The sequence below is a fragment of the Streptomyces sp. NPDC001714 genome (genome assembly GCF_042892755.1).
GTDB lineage: Bacteria > Actinomycetota > Actinomycetes > Streptomycetales > Streptomycetaceae > Streptomyces.
On sequence record NZ_JBIAUL010000034.1, the window covers coordinates 1 to 17,638 of the forward strand.

A 17,638-nucleotide genomic window follows, 5' to 3' on the forward strand; every position below is an offset into this window, starting at 1 on the left:
CCAGTACATGGTCGCCAGGTGCCCGATCGGGTACGAGGTGTGGGTGTGCTCGACCAGCTTGGGGCGGGCGGTGGTGCCCGACGTGAAGTAGAGCATCAGCGGGTCGTCGGCGAGGGTGGGGCCGTCGGGCACGAAGTCGGCCGAGGCGGTGTACGCGTCCTCGTACGGCTCCCAGGGCCCCGCCTCCGACGGCGGCAGCCCGCCGACCGCGATCCGGGTGTACGTGCCCGGCACCTCGGTGAACTTGGCGGCGTCCTCGGCGCGCACGAGCACGTGCTTCACCCGGCCCCGGTCGACGCGGTCGCGCAGGTCGGCCGGGCCGAGCAGCGGGGTGGCCGGGATGACCACGGCCCGCAGCTTCATCGCGGCCAGCGCGGTCTCCCACAGCTCGGCCTGGTTGCCGAGCATGACCAGGATGCGGTCCTCCGGCTCGACGCCTCGCGCGCGCAGGTGGTTCGCGACCCGGTCGGAGCGCTCGGACAGTTCGGCGAAGGACAGCTTCGTCTCCGAGCCGTCCTCCTCGACGATGTGCAGGGCCGTGCGCTCGTTGCCCTCGGCGATGACGTCGAACCAGTCCAGCGCCCAGTTGAAGTGGTCCGGACGCGGCCACTCGAAGCCCGCGTAGGCGGTGGCGTAGTCCGCACGGTGTTCCAGCAGGAAGTCCCGTGCCCTGCGGAAGTCCTCCGTCGCACTCGTCATTCGCGTCTCCTTCAGTACCGGACCATTGCCGGGCGGCTCTCTGGCATCGTGTAATCCGTGATGCAGGTCTCACTACCCCCGAACGGGGGTGTGGACAGCACGAGGCCGGGGTCGAAGGGGCAGGACAGGTGGCAGCAGAGGTCACGGGGGCGGTGGAGATACGCGGTGCGCTGTCCAGACTCCGGCGCACCACCGGGCTTCCGATCGCCTTCGGCGGGCTGGTCGAGGCGGGCCGGACACAGGTCCGGATCAGCGAGCTGACCGGCACCAACACGGCGTCGCTGCGCTCGCTCGCGGTCACCTCCGGGAACGGCCTGGGCGGCAAGGCGGTCGAGCTGGCCCGCCCCTGCGCGGTCGTCGACTACTCGGTCTCCCGGCAGATCAGCCACGAGTACGACATCCCGGTGGCCGCCGAGGGCCTCCGCTCGGTGCTCGCGGTGCCGGTGGTGGTAAGGCGCCGGGTGCGGGGCGTGCTGTACGGCGCGCTGCGCACCGCCCAGCCGCTGGGCGACCGCACGCTGGGCGCGGCGGTGGCGGCGGCCCGGGACGTGGAGCAGGCGCTGGTCGTGCAGGACGAGGCCAGGGGGCTGCTGGCGGCGGCGCGGCCGGAACCGGCCGTCGTACCGGATCCGGGGGCCGCCTGGGAACAGGTGCGGGAGGCGCACGCCGCGCTGCGGGCCCTGGCGCCGCGGATCACCGACCCGGAGCTGCGCGCCGAACTGCTCGCCGCCTGCGGGCTGCTGACCGCGCCCGCGCCCGCGCCGGCGCCGGCGGCCGAGGCGGTGCTGGCGCCCCGGGAACTGGACGTGCTGGCGTGGGTGGCGGCCGGGGCGACCAACGCGGCGGTGGCCGAGCGGCTGGGCCTGCGGCCCGAGACGGTCAAGGGATATCTGCGCTCGGCCATGCGGAAGCTGGGCGCGCACACCCGGGGGGAGGCGGTGTCGGCGGCTCGTCGGACGGGGGTGTTGCCATAGCCGGAGGGGACCCATTCCATTCATGCGGACGCGCAGTGAATTGCCATATGCGAAGCCCCTGTTATTTCCCTCACCACGCCGTTCGGCCGGATTTCAGGGTTCATTGCCTAGAATTTGGCTGGGACACGACACACGAGGGGAGCGGTGACCGTGCGACGGGACTTCCAGGAGCCTGCCAGATGCCGCCCCGACCTGGTCATCGGCCGGGCGGAGCTGGTCACGGCAGCCCGGGAACAGCTCGCCTCCGGAGGCAGCGTGCTCCTGCACGGGCCCGCCGGAATAGGGAAATCGACCGTCCTGCGGGCGCTGGACGCGGAATACTCCGGCACCGCCCGCACCGTGTTGCGCTGCTCCGCCACGGAGTCCGAATCCCATCTTCCGTTCCTCGCCCTCGCCGACCTCTTCGGCCTGGTCCTCGACGACGTCTCCGCCCACCTGCCCGGCGCCCAGCGCACCGCCCTGGAGTCGGCGCTCACCGGCCGCGGCGAGTCCACCCTCCAGCGCGACGGCCTCGCCCTGCGCCTGGCGGTGCTGTCCACGCTGCGCGTGCTGGCCGCCGAGGGGCCCGTACTGATCGTCGCCGACGACCTCCAGTGGCTGGATCCGGCCAGCGCAGAACTGCTCGGCTTCGCCGCCCGCAGGCTCGGCGGCACCCCGGTCCAGCTGCTCAGCGCGGTCCGCACCGAGGGCCAGGAGTACGACCGCCACCTACGCGCGTCGCCCCCGGACACCGTCGCCGTCCGGCTCGGCGCGCTCAACCGCAAGCAGGTCTCCGAACTCCTCGACCACCGCGGTCACACCGGGCTGAGCCGGTCCACGGTCCGGGAGATCCACCGCACGAGCGGCGGCAACCCGCTGTTCGCCCTCGAACTCGGCCGCGCCCTCGCCGAGAACCCGACCCCACCGCGCCCCGGCGAGCCGCTGCCGGTGCCGACCTCGCTGCGCGCCCTGGTGCTCAGCCGGCTCGACATGCTCTCCGTCGAGGCCCGCCGCACCCTGCTGGTGGCCAGCGCCGGCGCCCGCCCCACCCAGGCCCTGCTGCACGCGGCCGGCCGGGAGAACGCGGAGGCCGAGTGCGCCCAGGCGGCCGAACTCGGGCTGCTGGCCACCGAGCCGGAGGGTCCCGCCGTACGCTTCGCGCACCCCCTCATCTCCGCCGCGCTGTACGCGGAGGCGCCCGCTCAGGAGCGCCGGGCCGCGCACGCGGCCCTGTCCACGGCCGCCTCCGACCCGATCGAGCGGGCCCGGCACCTGGCCCTGGCCACCACCGGCACCGACCCCGAGGTCGCCGCGCAGCTCGCCGAGGCCGCCACCGAGGCCCGGGACCGGGGGGCGCCCTCGGTGGCCGCACAGATCGGCCTGCTCGCCGCCCGCCACACCCCCGCCGACAACACGCCCACCCCCGACGAGCGCCGGCTCCTGGCGGCCGAGGACGCGACCAGCGCGGGCGAGATCGACCTCGCCCAGGACATCGCCCGTGAGGTGCTCACCCACGCCACCCGTCCGGCGGACCGGGTGCGGGCCTGGATCCTGGTGATCGACTCCGCCGGCCACACCATGACCGAGGTGGACGCGGCCTTCCCGCACGCCCTCGCCGACGCCGGCGACGACCCGCGGCTGCTCGGCAAGGTCCACTACCAGCTGGCCTGGCGGGCGCTGATCGTGGGCGGCGACTTCACCGAGGCCCGGCAGGCGGCGGCGCACTCCGCCGACCTGGCGGCCGAGGGCGGCGACCGGCGCACCGAACTCCTCGCACTGTCCCTCCAGGCCCAGGTCGAGACCCTGATGGGCCATCCGGCGGCGCCCGCCACCATCAAGCGCGCCCTGAAGGAGCCCCAGGACCCGAACGTGGCCTGCCACCACAACGGGGCGGGCAGCGCCAGGTTCCGCTGGCTGGTGATGGGCGACCAGCTGGCCGAGGCGCGGACCACCGTCACCGCGCTGCTGCGCGAGGTGCGCCGGCGCGGGCAGGTGGAGAGCGAGGTGCACTTCCTGCGCGGGCTCGCCGAGACCGAGCTGCGCTCCGGGCACTGCGGCCGGGCCCTCGACCTGGCCCGCGAGGGCCTGCGCCTCGCCCACGACTCCGGGATCGGCGAGACCGCCTCCGCGATGCTCACCTCCCTGGCCGAGGCGTCCGGCGGTGACGTGGACCGGGGCCTGGCGCTGGCCCGGGAGGCGGTGGAGCACGCCGAGCAGGACGGCGACACGATGTACCTGTCCCGGGCCCTGGGCGCCCTCGGATACGCCCAGTTGGTGGCGGGCGACCCGGCGGGCACGGTCCGCTCGCTGCGCCGGGTGCGGGAGCTGGAGCAGAGCCTCGGCATCACCGACCCGGCCCGCGGCCGCTGGCAGGGCGACCTCGCCGAGGCACTCGTCCGGGTGGGTGAACCCGCCGAGGCGCAGGACGTCATCGACGTCACCCGGGAGCACGCGCTCAGACTCGGCCGGGAGAGTGTTCTCGCCGCGCTCGACCGGGCCGAGGCGCTGGTCCGGGCGGCGCACGGGGAGCGCGACGCGGCCGTCACCCTGCTGACCTCGGCTCAGGACCGGTTCGCCAAACTGGGTTACGGCCTGGAGGAGGCGCGGGCCGCGTTCGCGCTGGCCGCGCTGCGCGAGAGGCGCTCCCCCACGGCGTTCGACGAGGCCACCCGGCTGTTCCGGCGGTGCCGGGCGCTGCCGTGGCTGCGGCAGGTGGACGAGGCCGTGTCGGCGCCGGAGCCGCCGGTCGAGGCGCCCGCCGCGCTCGACGCCCTGGACGGGCTGGCCGCGATGGAGCGTCAGGTCGCCGCGCTGGTCATGGAGGGCGCCACCAACCGGGAGATCGCCGCCCGGCTGTTCATCAGCGTCAAGACGGTGGAGGCCACGCTCACCCGGGTCTACCGCAAGCTGGGCATCCGATCGCGCGTGGACATAGTCCGTTTGGCGGCAGGGCGGCGCGCGAAGTGAGAGTGCTCCCGGTTAACTGAGGCGGACCGAGGGTTTTCCCTCCCCCATCCCCCTAGGGGGTTCCCTCATTGGGAGGGTGGGGTTCCGGGTCCTAGCTTATGGATGTGCCGCTCGCCCGGGCATACGGGGGTCGGTCCCGCGACCCCCGTGCTGCACCCCCCACACCCGCGCGACCCCCACCGGCAACCCCCACTGAGGAGACTCATGTTCGGGCACCACCGCGCAAGAAAGTCCGCCGCAGTCCTGGTGGCCACCGCCGCCGCAGCGGCGACCGCGCTGATCGCGTCCCCCACCGCGTCAGCCGCCCCCCAGCCGATCGTCGGCGGAACGACCACCACGACGACCGCGTACCCGTTCATGATGCAGATCACGGACGCGTCCGGCAGCCAGTTCTGCGGCGGCACCCTGGTGTCGGCCACCAAGGTGGTGACCGCCGCGCACTGTATGGAGGGCGAGTCCACCAGCAGCGTCCGCGTGGTCGGCGGCCGCACGTACCTCAACGGCACCAACGGGACGGTCAGCAAGGTCAGCAAGATCTGGATCAACCCGGACTACACGGACGCCACCAACGGCGACGACGTGGCCGTCCTGACCCTGTCGACGTCGATGTCGTACACCCCGGCGTCGTACGTGACGTCCTCCCAGACGAGCGTGTACGCGGCCGGCACCACGGCCCGCATCCTCGGCTGGGGCACCACCTCGGAGAACGGCAGCTCCTCCAACCAGCTGCGGACCGCGACCGTCCCGATCGTGTCCGACTCCAGCTGCAAGAGCTCCTACGGTTCGGACTTCGTCCAGACCGACATGGTTTGCGCCGGATACACGTCCGGCGGCGTAGACACCTGCCAGGGCGACAGCGGCGGTCCCCTGCTCATCGGGGGCGTCCTGGCAGGGATCACTTCCTGGGGAGAGGGGTGCGCGGAGGCCGGTTACCCGGGTGTCTACACCCGGCTGACCACCTTCTCGAACCTGGTGACCGCGCAGGTCAACTCGTAACCAGAAGAACTCCCGAGTATCCCTCGGGTGAGTGACCAGGGGGCGTTGCGGGCTACCACGAGCAGCCCGCAGCGCCCCCTATCCATGCGTGTGCCCATGGGGCCCCCGCTCGAGCGAAGCCGAGAGTGGGGGAGGGTCCCGATGCCGGCCAGGGTGTTCTGCAGCGAGCCCGGCGACGGTCCGGGCAGCGACGCGAACCCGGCCTCGCGGCAGGCGCCGACGACCAGGTCGACGAGGGCGGGCGGATTCGCCGCCGCTCATCGCCCTGCTTGGGCTACGACGGTCCCGAACCGGATGTCGTAGCGCTCGCCGGGGTGCAGGGTGGCCAGCATCCGCTCGCCCTCTTCCACGATCGCGGCCCGCTGCGCCGCCCCGCCGCCCGGCCGCCCGAACGTCTCGATGACCAGGGCGTCCTCCGTCAGCTTCCACACACCCGCCAGGAAACCGTCCACGAGCAGGGTGCGGTGGGCCTGGTTGCCCTGCCAGGCGCGGCCCCGGTGCTCGGGCGGGACGACCCGGGTGCGATCGGCGTGGGAGAGGAGAAGGTTGTCGAACTCGGGGAGGAAGCGGGGCGGCGCCGGGGTCCCCGGGTCGGGGCGGGGTGCCTCGGGCAGGTCGAAGAGTTCGGTACCGGTCTCGTCCCGGAAGGTGAGGAGGCGGGACCGCAGCCGTTCGAAGGCCTCGCGGAGCCGGGTCAGACCGGCCCAGGTCTGCATGTCCTTGACGGAGGCCGGGCCGAAGGCGGCGAGGTAGCGCAGGACTGCGGTGTCCGTGGCGTCGGAGGTGGACGCCGGCTCGGTGGGGCGGCCCAGCCAGTGCTCGACGGTGGTGAGGGCGACCTGCCCGGAGCGGCCCCACAGCCCGCGCGGGGTGACCTGGACGAGAGGCAGGGTGCAGCGGGCGGCGACGGCGAGGGACTGCGGGTCGGCGTCCGGCCACTCGGCGCTCAGCGCCGTCCGCAGCCCGGCCATGGTGCGCGGCTCGGCCTCGACCAGGTCCCGGGCGAGCGCGGCGAGCCGGTCCAGGTCCACACCGGCCAGTCCCTTGCGGAAAGCGGTCAGTTCCCGGCTCCGGGCGGGCTGGACCAGGGGGCGCAGGGTCAGTGCGTCGGCGGCGGTGTGGGTGTGGATGGTCGACCGCAGCGTGACGATCCGGACCACCTCCCGGTCGGCCATCAGCTCGGAGAGCTGCTCGGGGGCGAAGCCGTCGAGGCGGGCGGCGAGGGCGTGGTACGGCGGCTGGACGTTCTGCGCCTGGAGGCCGACGAGGTGCGCGACGGCGTCCTTCGCCGACCGCGGTGAGCGGCGCAGCAGGAGCTGACGGTCGAGGGTGGCGCGGTTGAGAGCACGGGTACCGAGGACCGGGCCGGACGGCTGCTTCGTCATGCCGGCCACGCTAACGCCGAATGCGGACAGATCCTGTCCGCGATCCTCACCGCAGCTCTCACCGAATCCCGTCCCCGATTCCCTCCGCCGGGCCCGTATGCCCCGTATATCCTGCTCCGAGACCCACTGATCGCGCCTGACCACGCCCGACCACTACGATCACACAGATCACGCCGATGCAGGCTCCACCGAGAGGCGGCCGCGATGTCCGAGCGACGCCCCAGCCCAGTCTCGAAGAACGCCGCGAACGGCAGGAACGGCCGGGGCTCCAGAAGGTCGGTCTGGCGCCGCGCCGTGTCGCAGGAGCGGGACGACACGGCCGAGCTGCCAGGGCCCGGGTCCGCGTCGGGCGGGGAGCCCGCCGAGCCGCCGAGCATCGTGGAGGCGGCGCTGTACAGCGACGGGGTGCGGGTGTCGACACCGGCGACGCTCGCGGAGACGTACCGCGAACTGCGCGACACGCCCTCGGGGATGGCGTGGATCGGCCTGGCCCGCCCCACCTCGGACGAACTCCTCTCCCTGGCCAGCGAGTTCGACCTGCACCCGCTCGCGGTCGAGGACGCGATGGAGGCGCACCAGCGGCCGAAGCTGGAACGGTACGGCGACACGCTCTTCGTGGTCCTGCGCGCCGCGCGCTATCTGGACGCGCCGGAGGAGGTCGACTTCGCCGAACTGCACGTGTTCGTCGGCCCCGACTTCGTGATCACGGTCCGGCACGGCGCGGCCCCGGACCTCTCGGCGGTCCGCCGCCGCATGGAGGACTCCCCCGACCTCCTCAAACTCGGCCCGGAGGCCGTCCTCTACGCGATACTCGACGCGGTGGTCGACGGCTACGCCCCGGTCGTCGAGGGCGTCCAGAACGACATCGACGAGATCGAGACGGAGGTCTTCCGCGGCGACCCGTCCGTCTCCCGCCGCATCTACGAACTCTCCCGCGAGATGGTCGAGTTCCAGCGCGCGACCCGGCCCCTCGTCGGCATGCTGCACGGCCTGATGGCCGGCTTCACCAAGTACGAGACCGACGAGGAACTCCAGCGCTACCTCCGCGACGTCGCCGACCACGTCACCCACATAAGCGAACGCGTGGACGGCTTCCGCCAGGCCCTCACGGAAATCCTCACGGTCAACGCGACCCTGGTGACCCAGCAACAGAACGCGGAGATGCGGGCGTTGGCGGAGGCGGGGTTCGAACAGAACGAGGAGATCAAGAAGATCTCGAGCTGGGCCGCGATTCTGTTTGCTCCCACACTCGTCGGAACCATCTACGGCATGAACTTCTCCCACATGCCCGAGCTGCACTGGGGGTTCGGATACCCCTTCGCGATCGGCTTGATGGGAGTTGTATGCGCCAGTTTGTACGTGATTTTCAAGCGACGGGACTGGCTTTAGGGACGAGCACCCACCCATGCGGAGCTTCCGCTGTTTGCTCTCGCACCTGGCAAAATTGGGGCACGAACGGGCTCTGGGGAGTCCGTGGGGAGAAGTGATGTGGATGATCTCCTCGCCCTCACGAGGTCACGCCTCTGACCTGGCCTTTTGAGCGCCTGTCAACGGTGGGGAGAATCCGGGGAGAATCGAATGCCGCTACCCCCCTCCGCCAGGCACAACGAACCCCGCCGTGTCTCGCCGTTCCCCGGTTTCCGCCGCGTCGACCTCCCCTACGGCACGTGACGGAGAGTCACCGAACGAGTGGCAGGAACCGACTGTGGAGCGGCATCGAGCATGTGGGCGAGGGGACTCCGGTGGCCGGACGCGTGAGCGGCGGGCCGGGGCACAGCCGCACCCGCATCGAGGTGACCGACACCGCTCCACGGTCGGTGTTCGCCCTCCTGCCCGCCACGGCGACGGAGGAGTCGGGGCGCGGCCTGACCGTCACCGACACGCTGTCCAATCGCTGGGGCGTGGACCGGTCTCCGGACCGCAAGACGGTCTGGTGCGAACTGCGTGCTTAGGAGGTCGCGGACCCCTGCTTGATGGACTGCTGCCGCTCCGCCGCCGTGGACCCGGTCCCGGGGTCGTCTCCCGTGACGTTGAAGGTCGCGAGGTACTCCACCGTGCCGCCGACGGAGCCGATGTCGAGGTAGATGGGGAGGGTCTGGTCCCCGACCTTCGCGGTCAGCCGGAAGCCGAGGGCGCTTTGGGCACTCAGATAGGCGCCGTACTGAGCCACCCCGACGTGCTGCCTGCCGTCACCGCCCGTCCCGTCGAAACCCTTGCAGCCCTGGGCTGCGGTCGCCAGGTCGGCCATGACCTTGACGGCTCCCCCGCCGGCGTACGAGGCCAGCCGTACCCGCACCATGACCCCGGACCGGTCCTCCGCCACAGCGCTGCGCTCCACGGAGGCCACCGGCTTGACCGCCCCGGTCTCGCTCAACGCGTCGGCGACGGGCTGACACCCGGCCTTGTCGGCCACCGTCCGCGCCCCACCGACAGGCCCGGACGCCGACTTCGGAACAGCCACCTTCCACCCGGCCACATCTCCATCGGCGATGACCGCGCTATCCAACTGCGCGCGTGTCAACGCCGACGGCTTTGCACCAGCCCCCCCCGTCCGCAGCAGCGGTCGTACCGCTCGCCTTCGCGGAAGGCCCGGCCACCTTGGAGGAGGAACCCTGCCCTCCGCATCCTGCAGCCAACAACACCGAGCCGGCCACTACCCCAGCCCGGACGTCGGTTCATCCGGACCCGGCCTGTCACCTTCGATGGATCCTCCCCGGATGGGCGGTATAACAAGTCACGGTCAGCGCTCCGATTCGAGGAACGACTGATAAGACTCCTCGATCCTACGGACGACCAACTCGGCAACAGAAACCGCCACGGACTCGTCATCATTCCCATCCGCGTACGAGATTTCTTTTCCAATCAGAGCCGCAATCTCTCCCCAGAATCCAGAAGGAACTTCCGGATAAACCCCCCTAAGCCATTCCACAATTCGCTGAGTGCGATACGAGTTCAACCGCGTTCGGTTACTTTGGATATCATCCCACCACTCGGACGCAACCAAATGGAGCGCCGTAGCCAAGCGAACTCTCGGAATACTCGTTTCAGAAAGAATCAGGGCGAGCGAGTCGGCCGAAGGGAGACCGCGATCTGCCAGCAAGCCATCCACCCCGGGGAGGGCGTACCCCGGAATTCTCTGGAGACTCGCCTTGCCAGGGCCGCGATTCACCACCACGTCGACTCTTGAGGCCCGCTTCAGGTCGTCCACCCGAATGGTCACCTGTTGTGGCCCCGGCTTCCCCACACGCCTCACGAAACGAACCACTCGGTCCACATCAAAGATCGCGAGGGAACCGTCAGGCAGCTCCAAGAAGGAGTCGAACACCACCGTCCCGACGTCCGGATGCGGACCGTTCCACAATCGAACCCGGACCGTGGAAATCTGCGCGGATGCCGGGACGGCAAGATGTGAAGCCCCTGGCGTTATTGGCCCGGACAATGGAGTCTCGACAAAATCTTCCATCTCTCCCGACGCTCCGATCATCACGAGCGGATGACTGAGCAGGAGTTCGACTGTCCCAATGTGCATGGCTCACTCCGATTTAGCGCGGGCTAACCACTGATATGACTGTCAAGGATCGACGCCAGTTTATCGTAGTAACCTTCCACGCTCGGATCGGGCATATTGAAGTGATCACGCATGAGTTTCTGCGCTCTGAGCACCGCCCTGGACTGGTCGTTGCTGCATGCTGGGCACTGCGGATAGAGCCGTTGATCCGCTCCGGGAGCCAGTCCAGTAGCTGGCTGGTGGTCTCCAACCATGGTTTCACCCTCAGCGGTGCTGCCGCAGGAGTGGCACGGCAGGCCCTGCATCGCCTCGGACTGTGCTCCGGAGACGTCGGCGCCAGTAGCGGCCACGGACGCATCCGCATGCGGACCTGGGCGTATAAGGCTCGCCTGCCTCGCGGTGAGAGTGGTGCTGCAGTTGTGTACAAGTACCGGGATGGAGCCAACGAGGACGTAGTACGTATGCAGCGTGCCGACCGTGAGGTCGTAAGTCGTCTCCTGCTGATGGAAGTTGTGGACCTCGGCCACCACGACGGTCGTACCGTCTTCGGTGCGAAGTTGCGTGCCTGGGGTGAGGTCGTGGGCGTCGGTCCAGTGGTGGTGGGTGACGTCCCAGAAGGGGTGATGCCAGGTGGTGGTGAGGGTCTGCTTCTCGGGTTGCTGCTGCGGGGGGCCTCGGGTCGGGGCCGTGTCCAGGGTCAAGGTCGTGAAGTCCTTGTCGGTCTTCGTGACGATGACCTGCTGGACCTGCTCCGGGGCGGTGACACCGGTCTGCGGATCTGTGGCCAGGACGGTGTCGCCGGCTTTCACCTTGCTGATCGGTTTTGATGTGCCGTCGGCCAGGCGAACGCCGGTGTTGGGGACGAAGCTGTGGACGGAGCATGCCTCTGCCGCGTCGCCTCCGGCGTTCTCCGCTGCTCGGGTCTCTGCCAGTGCGTGTTCCGCTCGTACCGCGTCCTCGGCAAGTTTCGCGGCTTCTTCGGCGTCCTTGACCGCCGTGTAGGCGCGGTCGAGGGAGCGCCAGATCTTGAAGGCTTCGACGCCGACCTTGATGGCCTTGAAGACCTTGCCCCAGGGGACCGCGGTGAGGGCTGTGTTGACGCAGCCCATCACGTCGCCCTTGGTGAAGCAGTTGTAGGCGTCGGTGAGGCCGATGACGTCCGCGACCAGGCTGAGCAGTTGGTGCTTGAAGCCGGTCACCTGCTTCTTCGCCGCGGCGGCGGCTGCGTTCGCGGTGGCCTTGGCCCGCTGTACGGCCCTGGCTTCGGCCTGCGGGTCGTACGTTTTGCTGCTGATGTTGCCGCCGGCGGCGCCGTAGCTGTGGCCGTCGGAGCAGCGGCCGTGGTGGCAGACGGCGGTGTTCTGGCCGCCGGGGTCGACGGGGCCGGTCGTGACGTAGCGGGTCGGGTTGCTCTTGCTGGTGCCGGTGCCGCCGATGGGGTAGCCGATGCCGCACTGGTCGGCCATGCACAGGCCGGACGGGTCGGATTCGGTGACCGGGGAGTCGCCGGCGTAGTCGTAGGCGTTCCAGGTCTGCGGGGAGCCCGTGTCCATGAGAGGGTCGGGGCTGAGGAAGCGGCCGATCGTGGGGTCGTACTCGCGGGCGCCGAGGTTGGTCAGGCCCGTGTTGTCGTCCTGGGTGCCGCCGACGTAGCCCTGTTGCCCGATCCAGGTGCCGGTCTGGTCGCGTGACTCGCCGAAGGGCTTGTACTGGCGGCGGACGACCTGCTGGGTCTGGGAGTCGATCTCCAGGGTGCCGGTGCCCTGCCGGTCCGGGATCAGGTAGGTGAACTTGCCGTCGGAGGAGTGGGTGGCCACCGTCTCGCCGGCGATGGAGACGTAGCGGACGCCGTCGGCGGTCGACGCGCCGGTCTTGAGGGTGATCTCCTCGTCGCCCGTGTAGAGGGTGGTCCCGTCCGGGCTGTGGCGGATCAGCAGCCCGCCGTCGGCGTCGTAGAGGTACTTCGTGTCACCGGCCGAGCCGGTCGAGGCCAGTTCGGAGAAGTTGCCCTCGTCGTCGTAGGTGAGGGTGTCGGTGCCCGTGCGGGTGGTGCGGGTGTGGACGTTGCCGTCGTCGTCGTAGGTGTAGGCGTTGGTGGTGTCGGCCGTCGAGTCGCCGGGGACCACCTTGTCCACCGTCGATACAGCGTGGGCCGGGCCCTTGCCCGCCTCGAAGGGGGTGTAGGAGGACGTCGCGTCGTGGGATGTGTCGCCCGTGGTGTTGTGGTCGATCTGGGAGGAGCGTGCGCCGGTGGCGTCGTACGTCCAGGACTGCCAGTACGGCGACGGGCCGCCCACGGTCGTCGAGGCGCCGGACGCGGGAGTGGCTGAGCAGTCGTCCGTGGCTGTCCACGCGTCCTTCAGGCGCTGTGCCCAGTCGTAGTCGAAGCACTGGGTGTCGGTCGAGCCGGTCTCCAGCTTGTCGGTGATCTTCGTGACGTTGCCGGAGGGCTGGTAGGTGTAGCTGGTCTTGTCGGCGATCGCGGCGCCCGACTTGGTGACGGTGGTGGATCCAGTGAGGCGGTGGGTCTGGTCGTCGTAGGTGAGGGTCTGCTGGGCGAAGTTGCCGGAGGTGCCGTAGGTGAACTGCTGGGGTTCGTCGAACTCGGTGTAGGTCAGGCCGCTGACGTAGGCCCAGCCGCCGGTGCCGCTGCCCACGCCGATGGGGCGGTCGAAGGCGTCGTAGGTGTAGGAGACGGTCTCCTGCGGCAGTTTGACGGCCGTGGGGTCCTGGTCGGTGTAGCTGGCGAGGGTTCCGGTCAGGTTGTACTTGTTCTGGTGGACGTAGTTGCCGGCAAGGCTTCCTTCCGCCGCGGGGATCGTGAGCTGTGTGGCCTGTGCCCAGCCGTGGCTGTCGTAGCCGAGGACCTTGCTGGTGTAGGCGCTGCCCGTCGTTCCCCCGACGTAGCGGGTGGATGCGGTCGGCTTGCCCTTCTTCAGGGTGTCGTACGTCCACGCGGCAAGTTCGTTCGAGGTCGACTGCGCGACGCCGCCGGTGGTGTCGTACTCGGCCTTCTTGCGGCCCATCTCGTCGTACGTGTAGCTGATGGTCTTGCCACGGTTGTCGGTCGTGGTCAGCAGTTGACCGGCGTTGTCGTAAGTGGAGGTGGAGGAGCCGGTGTCGGGGTCGGTCTGGGAGGTACGGCGGCCGAGGAGGTCGTAGCCGCTGGACCAGGTGTGGCCCTGGCCGTCGTCCTGGCCTATCTGGTGACCGGCCCCGTCGTAGGCGTAAGTGACGGTGTCGGCGGCTCCGGTCGCTGTGGTGCCGTGGTAACGCAGGAGCTTGACCAGCTGGTCACGGGCGTCCGTGTACGTGGTGGTGGGGGTGGCTCCGAAGGACTTGGCACCGGCCGACGGAGTGACGTCGACACGGTCGGAACCGGGGTAGGCGGTGGTGGTACGCCAGGTCTCGGATGCGAAGTGGTAGGCGATCGAGGCGGTCGGCCGGCCAGCGCCGTCGTAGACCGTGGCGGTCTGGGACGGCGTCTGGTTGTCGGGCGCGTCGACCAACGTGCCGGACGGGGCACCCGAGTTGTAGTACGCGTCGGAGGAGCTGACCGCCCAGCCGTGCGAGTCGTAGACGGTGTCGGTGATCGTGCGGCCGCCGTCGACGGTTGCCGTCTGCGTCTCGCGCGGGCGCAGCATCGCGTCGTAGATCGAGATGGAGGTGCGGTAGGCGTTGCCGTCGGTAAGGCTCTGGGTGGTGACCGTGGACGGTGCCGACGGCGTGAGGTTGTAGCTGTACTTGATGTTGGGGTTGTTGTCGGTGGGAAAGCCCGGGCTCCACACCGCGGTCAGACGGCCCAACGGGTCGTAGGTGCTGGTGGTGGAGTAGCCGGCCGCGTCCGTGGTCTTCAGGTCCAGGCCGCGGGCCGGGTCCAGCGTGGTCGTGGTGGCGAAGCCGGCCGTCTGTCCGGTGACCTTCGGCTGGGTGACCGTGATGGAGGTCGGGGAGGCACCGGTCGCGGGCGTGTAGGCCGTGGTGGTGACGCGGTTGTCGGCGTCCGTCTCGGTGAGTTCGCGGCCGTAGGAGTCGTAGGTGTTCTTCAGCGCCGTGACGTAGTGCGGGGTGCCGTCGGCCGCCACGGTGTCGGCCTTCTGGACCATCGTGACATCGCCCTTGGTGGGCGCGGCGGTGTTGCTGGTGGAGCCGTCGAAGAAGGTGAGGTCGTCGCTGAGCAGGTCCTGCGGGTACTTGGGGGTGGCCGTGCAGGAGACGGCGACCTCCTGGACCCGGCGCGGTACCGGCAGCCAGTTGCCGGCGGAGTCCGTGTCGTACCAGGTGCGGGTGCACTTGTCGTCGGTGGACGTCGTGACGTCGCCCAGGTCGTCGACGCTCTGGGGCAGGCCGCTGGCCGCGTCGATCGTGTAGTCGACCTCGGTGGTGCGCTTGGTTCCGTCCGCCTTGGTGGTGACGGTGCGGGCCCGCTGGATGTTGCTGCGGCGCGCGACGAGCGGGTCGAGGCCTGCCTTCGTACGGGACTGCGTGGCCGTCGCCGCCGAACTCCAGGGGTCGGTGACGCCGTCGGAGAGGAGTGCGCCGTCGTCGCCGTTGAAGGTCTGCGCCTCGAAAGTCTGGCCCGCCAGCCAGTCGGAGTCCTTCTGCGGGTCGTCGTTGGCCGTGTCGTTGAGCGTGACGCTGCGCGTGCCGGAGGAGGTCTTGTCGCCGTCCATGCCGCGGAAGTACGTCTCCCGGGACAGCGTGATCTTCTCCGGCGACGTGCCGGTGCGGGTCTCGACCGTGCCGTAGCCGCGCCACTGGTTCCAGGTGCGGTACTTGGCCTGGGTCAGCGGGTCGTCGTTGTAGTGCCAGGCCGGATCACCGACGTACTTGTACGACGTCTGGACGGGGAGCCCGCCGGCCGTGGGGTCCTGCGTCGTGACGGACTTGACGAGGAACTTGTTGAACCAGTCCAGCTGCGGGGAGGTCTGTCCCGGCGGTGTCCAGTACTGCGGATAGCAGAGATAGGTGTTGTTGTCCTCGCTGGACGGCAGTACCGGCGTGCCCGTGCGGTGGCACTGGGGCCCGGTGTAGTTGACGGTGATCACTTCACCCGACTCGGTGGTGACCTTGGTCATCCGGTACCGGGTGATCGGCTGGTAGCCGTCGAGGCCGTCCACCCGGTTGGCGAGGGCCTGTCCCTCGAACTTCACCGGCGGCAGGTCCAGGCTTCCGCCGTCCTTGCCGGTGTGCACGATCTGACTCAGCCACAGCGAGGGGGTGGTGGTGTCGCCGGTCGGCGGGAACGTCTGGGTCAGGGTCCAGGCATCGACGTCCTGATAGGCCGTGCCGACCAGGGACTGGGTGCGAATCCCTGTCAGGCGCTTGGTGGTGAAGAAGGCCGGGCCGTGGTTGTTGCAGGTGCCGGTGGAGGCGCAGGTCTGGTCGACGGGGACGTCCGGCCAGTGCGAGGCGTTCGCCGTCGTCATCTTCGACGACGCGCAGTCGAAGCCGGAGTCGGCCAGGCAGCGCTCGGAGGTGTCGAAGAAGACCTGGGCGGCGGCCGGCGCGGTGGTGTCGTAGACCTTGCCGTCGACCTGCCCGTACTGGATCTTGGAGAGGTATCCGCTACGGGCGTAGGTCGTCGGCGTGGTGGAGTTGTCCCGGCCGTAGTAGCCGGTCTCCGGCGTGTACCAGTAGCTGATCGCGTTGCCGTGCGGATCGACGGTGTAGTCCAGGTTCCAGCGGTAGCCCTGCTGGCACCAGGAATCGGCGAAGGCGGTGGCATGGCACGGCTCGTTGGCGTCGTTGCCGTAGACGGGCGTGGTGAACACCGAGTTGGTGGTCGCGTTGCCCGAGGCCCAGCCCGGCAGCCGGTTGCGGCCGAAGTAGTACTTCGTGCCGTCGGCGGTGGTGACGACGAAGTACTCGTTGTCGTTGTCGCCGTTGACCGTGTCGGTCTTGACCTCGATCTTCTCCCCGCTGTCGCCCTGCGGGTGCCAGGTGCCCGTCTTGTCGTCGTGGACGAGCGTGTTGGACGAGCCGTTCAGCGAGAGGGTGAGCGAGTCGACGTCGTCGGACCAGCACTCGTCGGAGGTCTTGGGGGTGCCGTTGGCCGCGTCGTCGGAGCAGGAGGCGTAACTGCGCTCCACGAAGCCCGGCGAGTAGTCCCAGCCGTCGCCGATCCAGGAGGACTGGGCGTTGGTTGAGGAGGTGCGCCCGTCCACGCTCTGCGAGCTGTAGTCCAGGGACACCGTGGGGGCGAGGCTGCCGGGGACGTCGGGTACCGAGATGGGGTACGAGTAGCTGAAGGCGCCGGTCGAACTGCCCGCCGTCCACTGGCCGGACGGGGCGAGATCGGTGGCCGCATAGGAGCCGCCGCCGCCGGAGGTTCCGGCCACGGCTGCGAGCACTATCGGAGAGGAGGTCGCCGCCGTCTTCCCGACCGACGGGAGGGTGACGTCGGCAGAGACTGTGCTGCTCGCGGCGTCGTTGCTGCTGACCAGCAGGGTCTCGGTGCGGCACGCAGGCTTGGAGGGTGTGGTGAGCGCGCACGAAGGCAGCTGCACGAGGCGGAGTCGGCCGGCCCAGTCGCCTCCATAGGCGTTCCGGAAGGCCGAGTAGTCCAGACCGAGCCGCGCGGCGCCGGAGGCGGTCGCGTTGTCCGGTTGGACGGTGAAGACCACGCCGCGCACACCAAGCTTCTGTGCAGTGACCTGTCCGGGCAGCCGGACGTGCACCTTGGTACCTGCAGCGACGCGATGGCCATGCCGCGCGGCAGCCACCGTGACCGGCAGTTTCGCCGCGTGCACCGTGTCCTTGGCGGGTACGGCCGCATCGGCCACCGCGGCCGTCGGCCACGTCCTGCGCGCCTGAGCAGTGCTCCAGCGGCCCATGGCCCGTGTCTTGACCGGCTTGCCCTTGACAGCCCTGACCGGGACCGAGGGTTCCTTCTTGGCCGTGACTAGGTAGTCAGAACTCTTCGCGTCGGCGAGCGCGGACTGCGGGGCGAGAAAACCCGCCAGCAGACCGAGCGCGGTAACCGCGATCACCCATAAAGCGGATGTGCGCTGCAACCGCATGGTCCTGCCGTAAATCCGCCACAGCGCATGACGACGCACCACGGACCCCCCAATTCATCGTGACTGACGACGGGTTATTTGATCAGGGCGCTATCCAAATCCACAGGA

At 69.8% G+C, this 17,638-nt stretch carries 10 protein-coding genes; 5 read left to right on the forward strand and 5 right to left on the reverse strand.

The features are described from left to right. Positions 1 to 699, reverse strand: a 699-nt coding sequence (locus ACFY0P_RS47700; RefSeq protein WP_388928762.1) for an AMP-binding protein, incomplete at its 3' end; no start/stop codon positions are given. Between the two features lie 128 nt (positions 700 to 827). Between ACFY0P_RS47700 and ACFY0P_RS47705 the strand changes: the two genes are divergently transcribed. The 3 genes from ACFY0P_RS47705 (at position 828) to ACFY0P_RS47715 (ending at position 5,615) form a co-directional block, all read left to right on the forward strand. Beyond that, positions 828 to 1,673 carry a response regulator transcription factor gene (locus ACFY0P_RS47705; RefSeq protein ID WP_388928763.1) on the forward strand — a complete coding sequence of 282 codons (846 nt, stop codon included), beginning with the start codon at positions 828 to 830 and terminating at the stop codon, positions 1,671 to 1,673. Between the two features lie 144 nt (positions 1,674 to 1,817). Next, positions 1,818 to 4,619 (forward strand): AAA family ATPase, encoded by a 2,802-nt coding sequence (locus tag ACFY0P_RS47710; protein ID WP_388928764.1) that lies wholly within the window; start codon positions 1,818 to 1,820, stop codon positions 4,617 to 4,619. Positions 4,620 to 4,823: 204 nt separating this feature from the next. Further along, complete coding sequence (locus ACFY0P_RS47715; RefSeq protein WP_388928765.1) at positions 4,824 to 5,615, forward strand: S1 family peptidase; 792 nt, start codon at positions 4,824 to 4,826, stop codon at positions 5,613 to 5,615. 257 nt (positions 5,616 to 5,872) lie between these two features. On the opposite strand, the gene ACFY0P_RS47720 is transcribed toward ACFY0P_RS47715, so the two are convergent. Next, positions 5,873 to 7,000, reverse strand: a complete 1,128-nt coding sequence (locus tag ACFY0P_RS47720) for a winged helix DNA-binding domain-containing protein (protein ID WP_388928766.1) — start codon at positions 6,998 to 7,000, stop codon at positions 5,873 to 5,875. A 204-nt stretch (positions 7,001 to 7,204) separates the two neighbouring features. Here ACFY0P_RS47720 and ACFY0P_RS47725 point away from each other — a divergent pair, with 204 nt between their 5' ends. Next, positions 7,205 to 8,389, forward strand: coding sequence for a magnesium and cobalt transport protein CorA (locus tag ACFY0P_RS47725; RefSeq protein ID WP_388928767.1), 1,185 nt, complete (start codon positions 7,205 to 7,207; stop codon positions 8,387 to 8,389). Positions 8,390 to 8,742: 353 nt separating this feature from the next. Next, positions 8,743 to 8,952 (forward strand): ATP-binding protein, encoded by a 210-nt coding sequence (locus ACFY0P_RS47730; protein WP_388928768.1) that lies wholly within the window; start codon positions 8,743 to 8,745, stop codon positions 8,950 to 8,952. Here the strand turns inward: ACFY0P_RS47730 and ACFY0P_RS47735 are convergent. From ACFY0P_RS47735 to ACFY0P_RS47745, 3 genes are all read right to left on the reverse strand, one after another. Further along, on the reverse strand, positions 8,949 to 9,413 hold the full coding sequence (locus tag ACFY0P_RS47735; RefSeq protein WP_388928769.1) for a hypothetical protein: 465 nt from the start codon (positions 9,411 to 9,413) through the stop codon (positions 8,949 to 8,951). The two genes, ACFY0P_RS47730 and ACFY0P_RS47735, sit on opposite strands and share 4 nt — an antisense overlap. A gap of 327 nt (positions 9,414 to 9,740) precedes the next feature. After that, positions 9,741 to 10,529 (reverse strand): hypothetical protein, encoded by a 789-nt coding sequence (locus ACFY0P_RS47740; protein ID WP_388928770.1) that lies wholly within the window; start codon positions 10,527 to 10,529, stop codon positions 9,741 to 9,743. 23 nt (positions 10,530 to 10,552) lie between these two features. Then, a complete protein-coding gene (locus ACFY0P_RS47745) occupies positions 10,553 to 17,500 on the reverse strand; it encodes an RHS repeat-associated core domain-containing protein (protein WP_388928771.1) in 6,948 nt (2,315 codons plus the stop codon). Positions 17,501 to 17,638 lie beyond the last annotated feature (138 nt).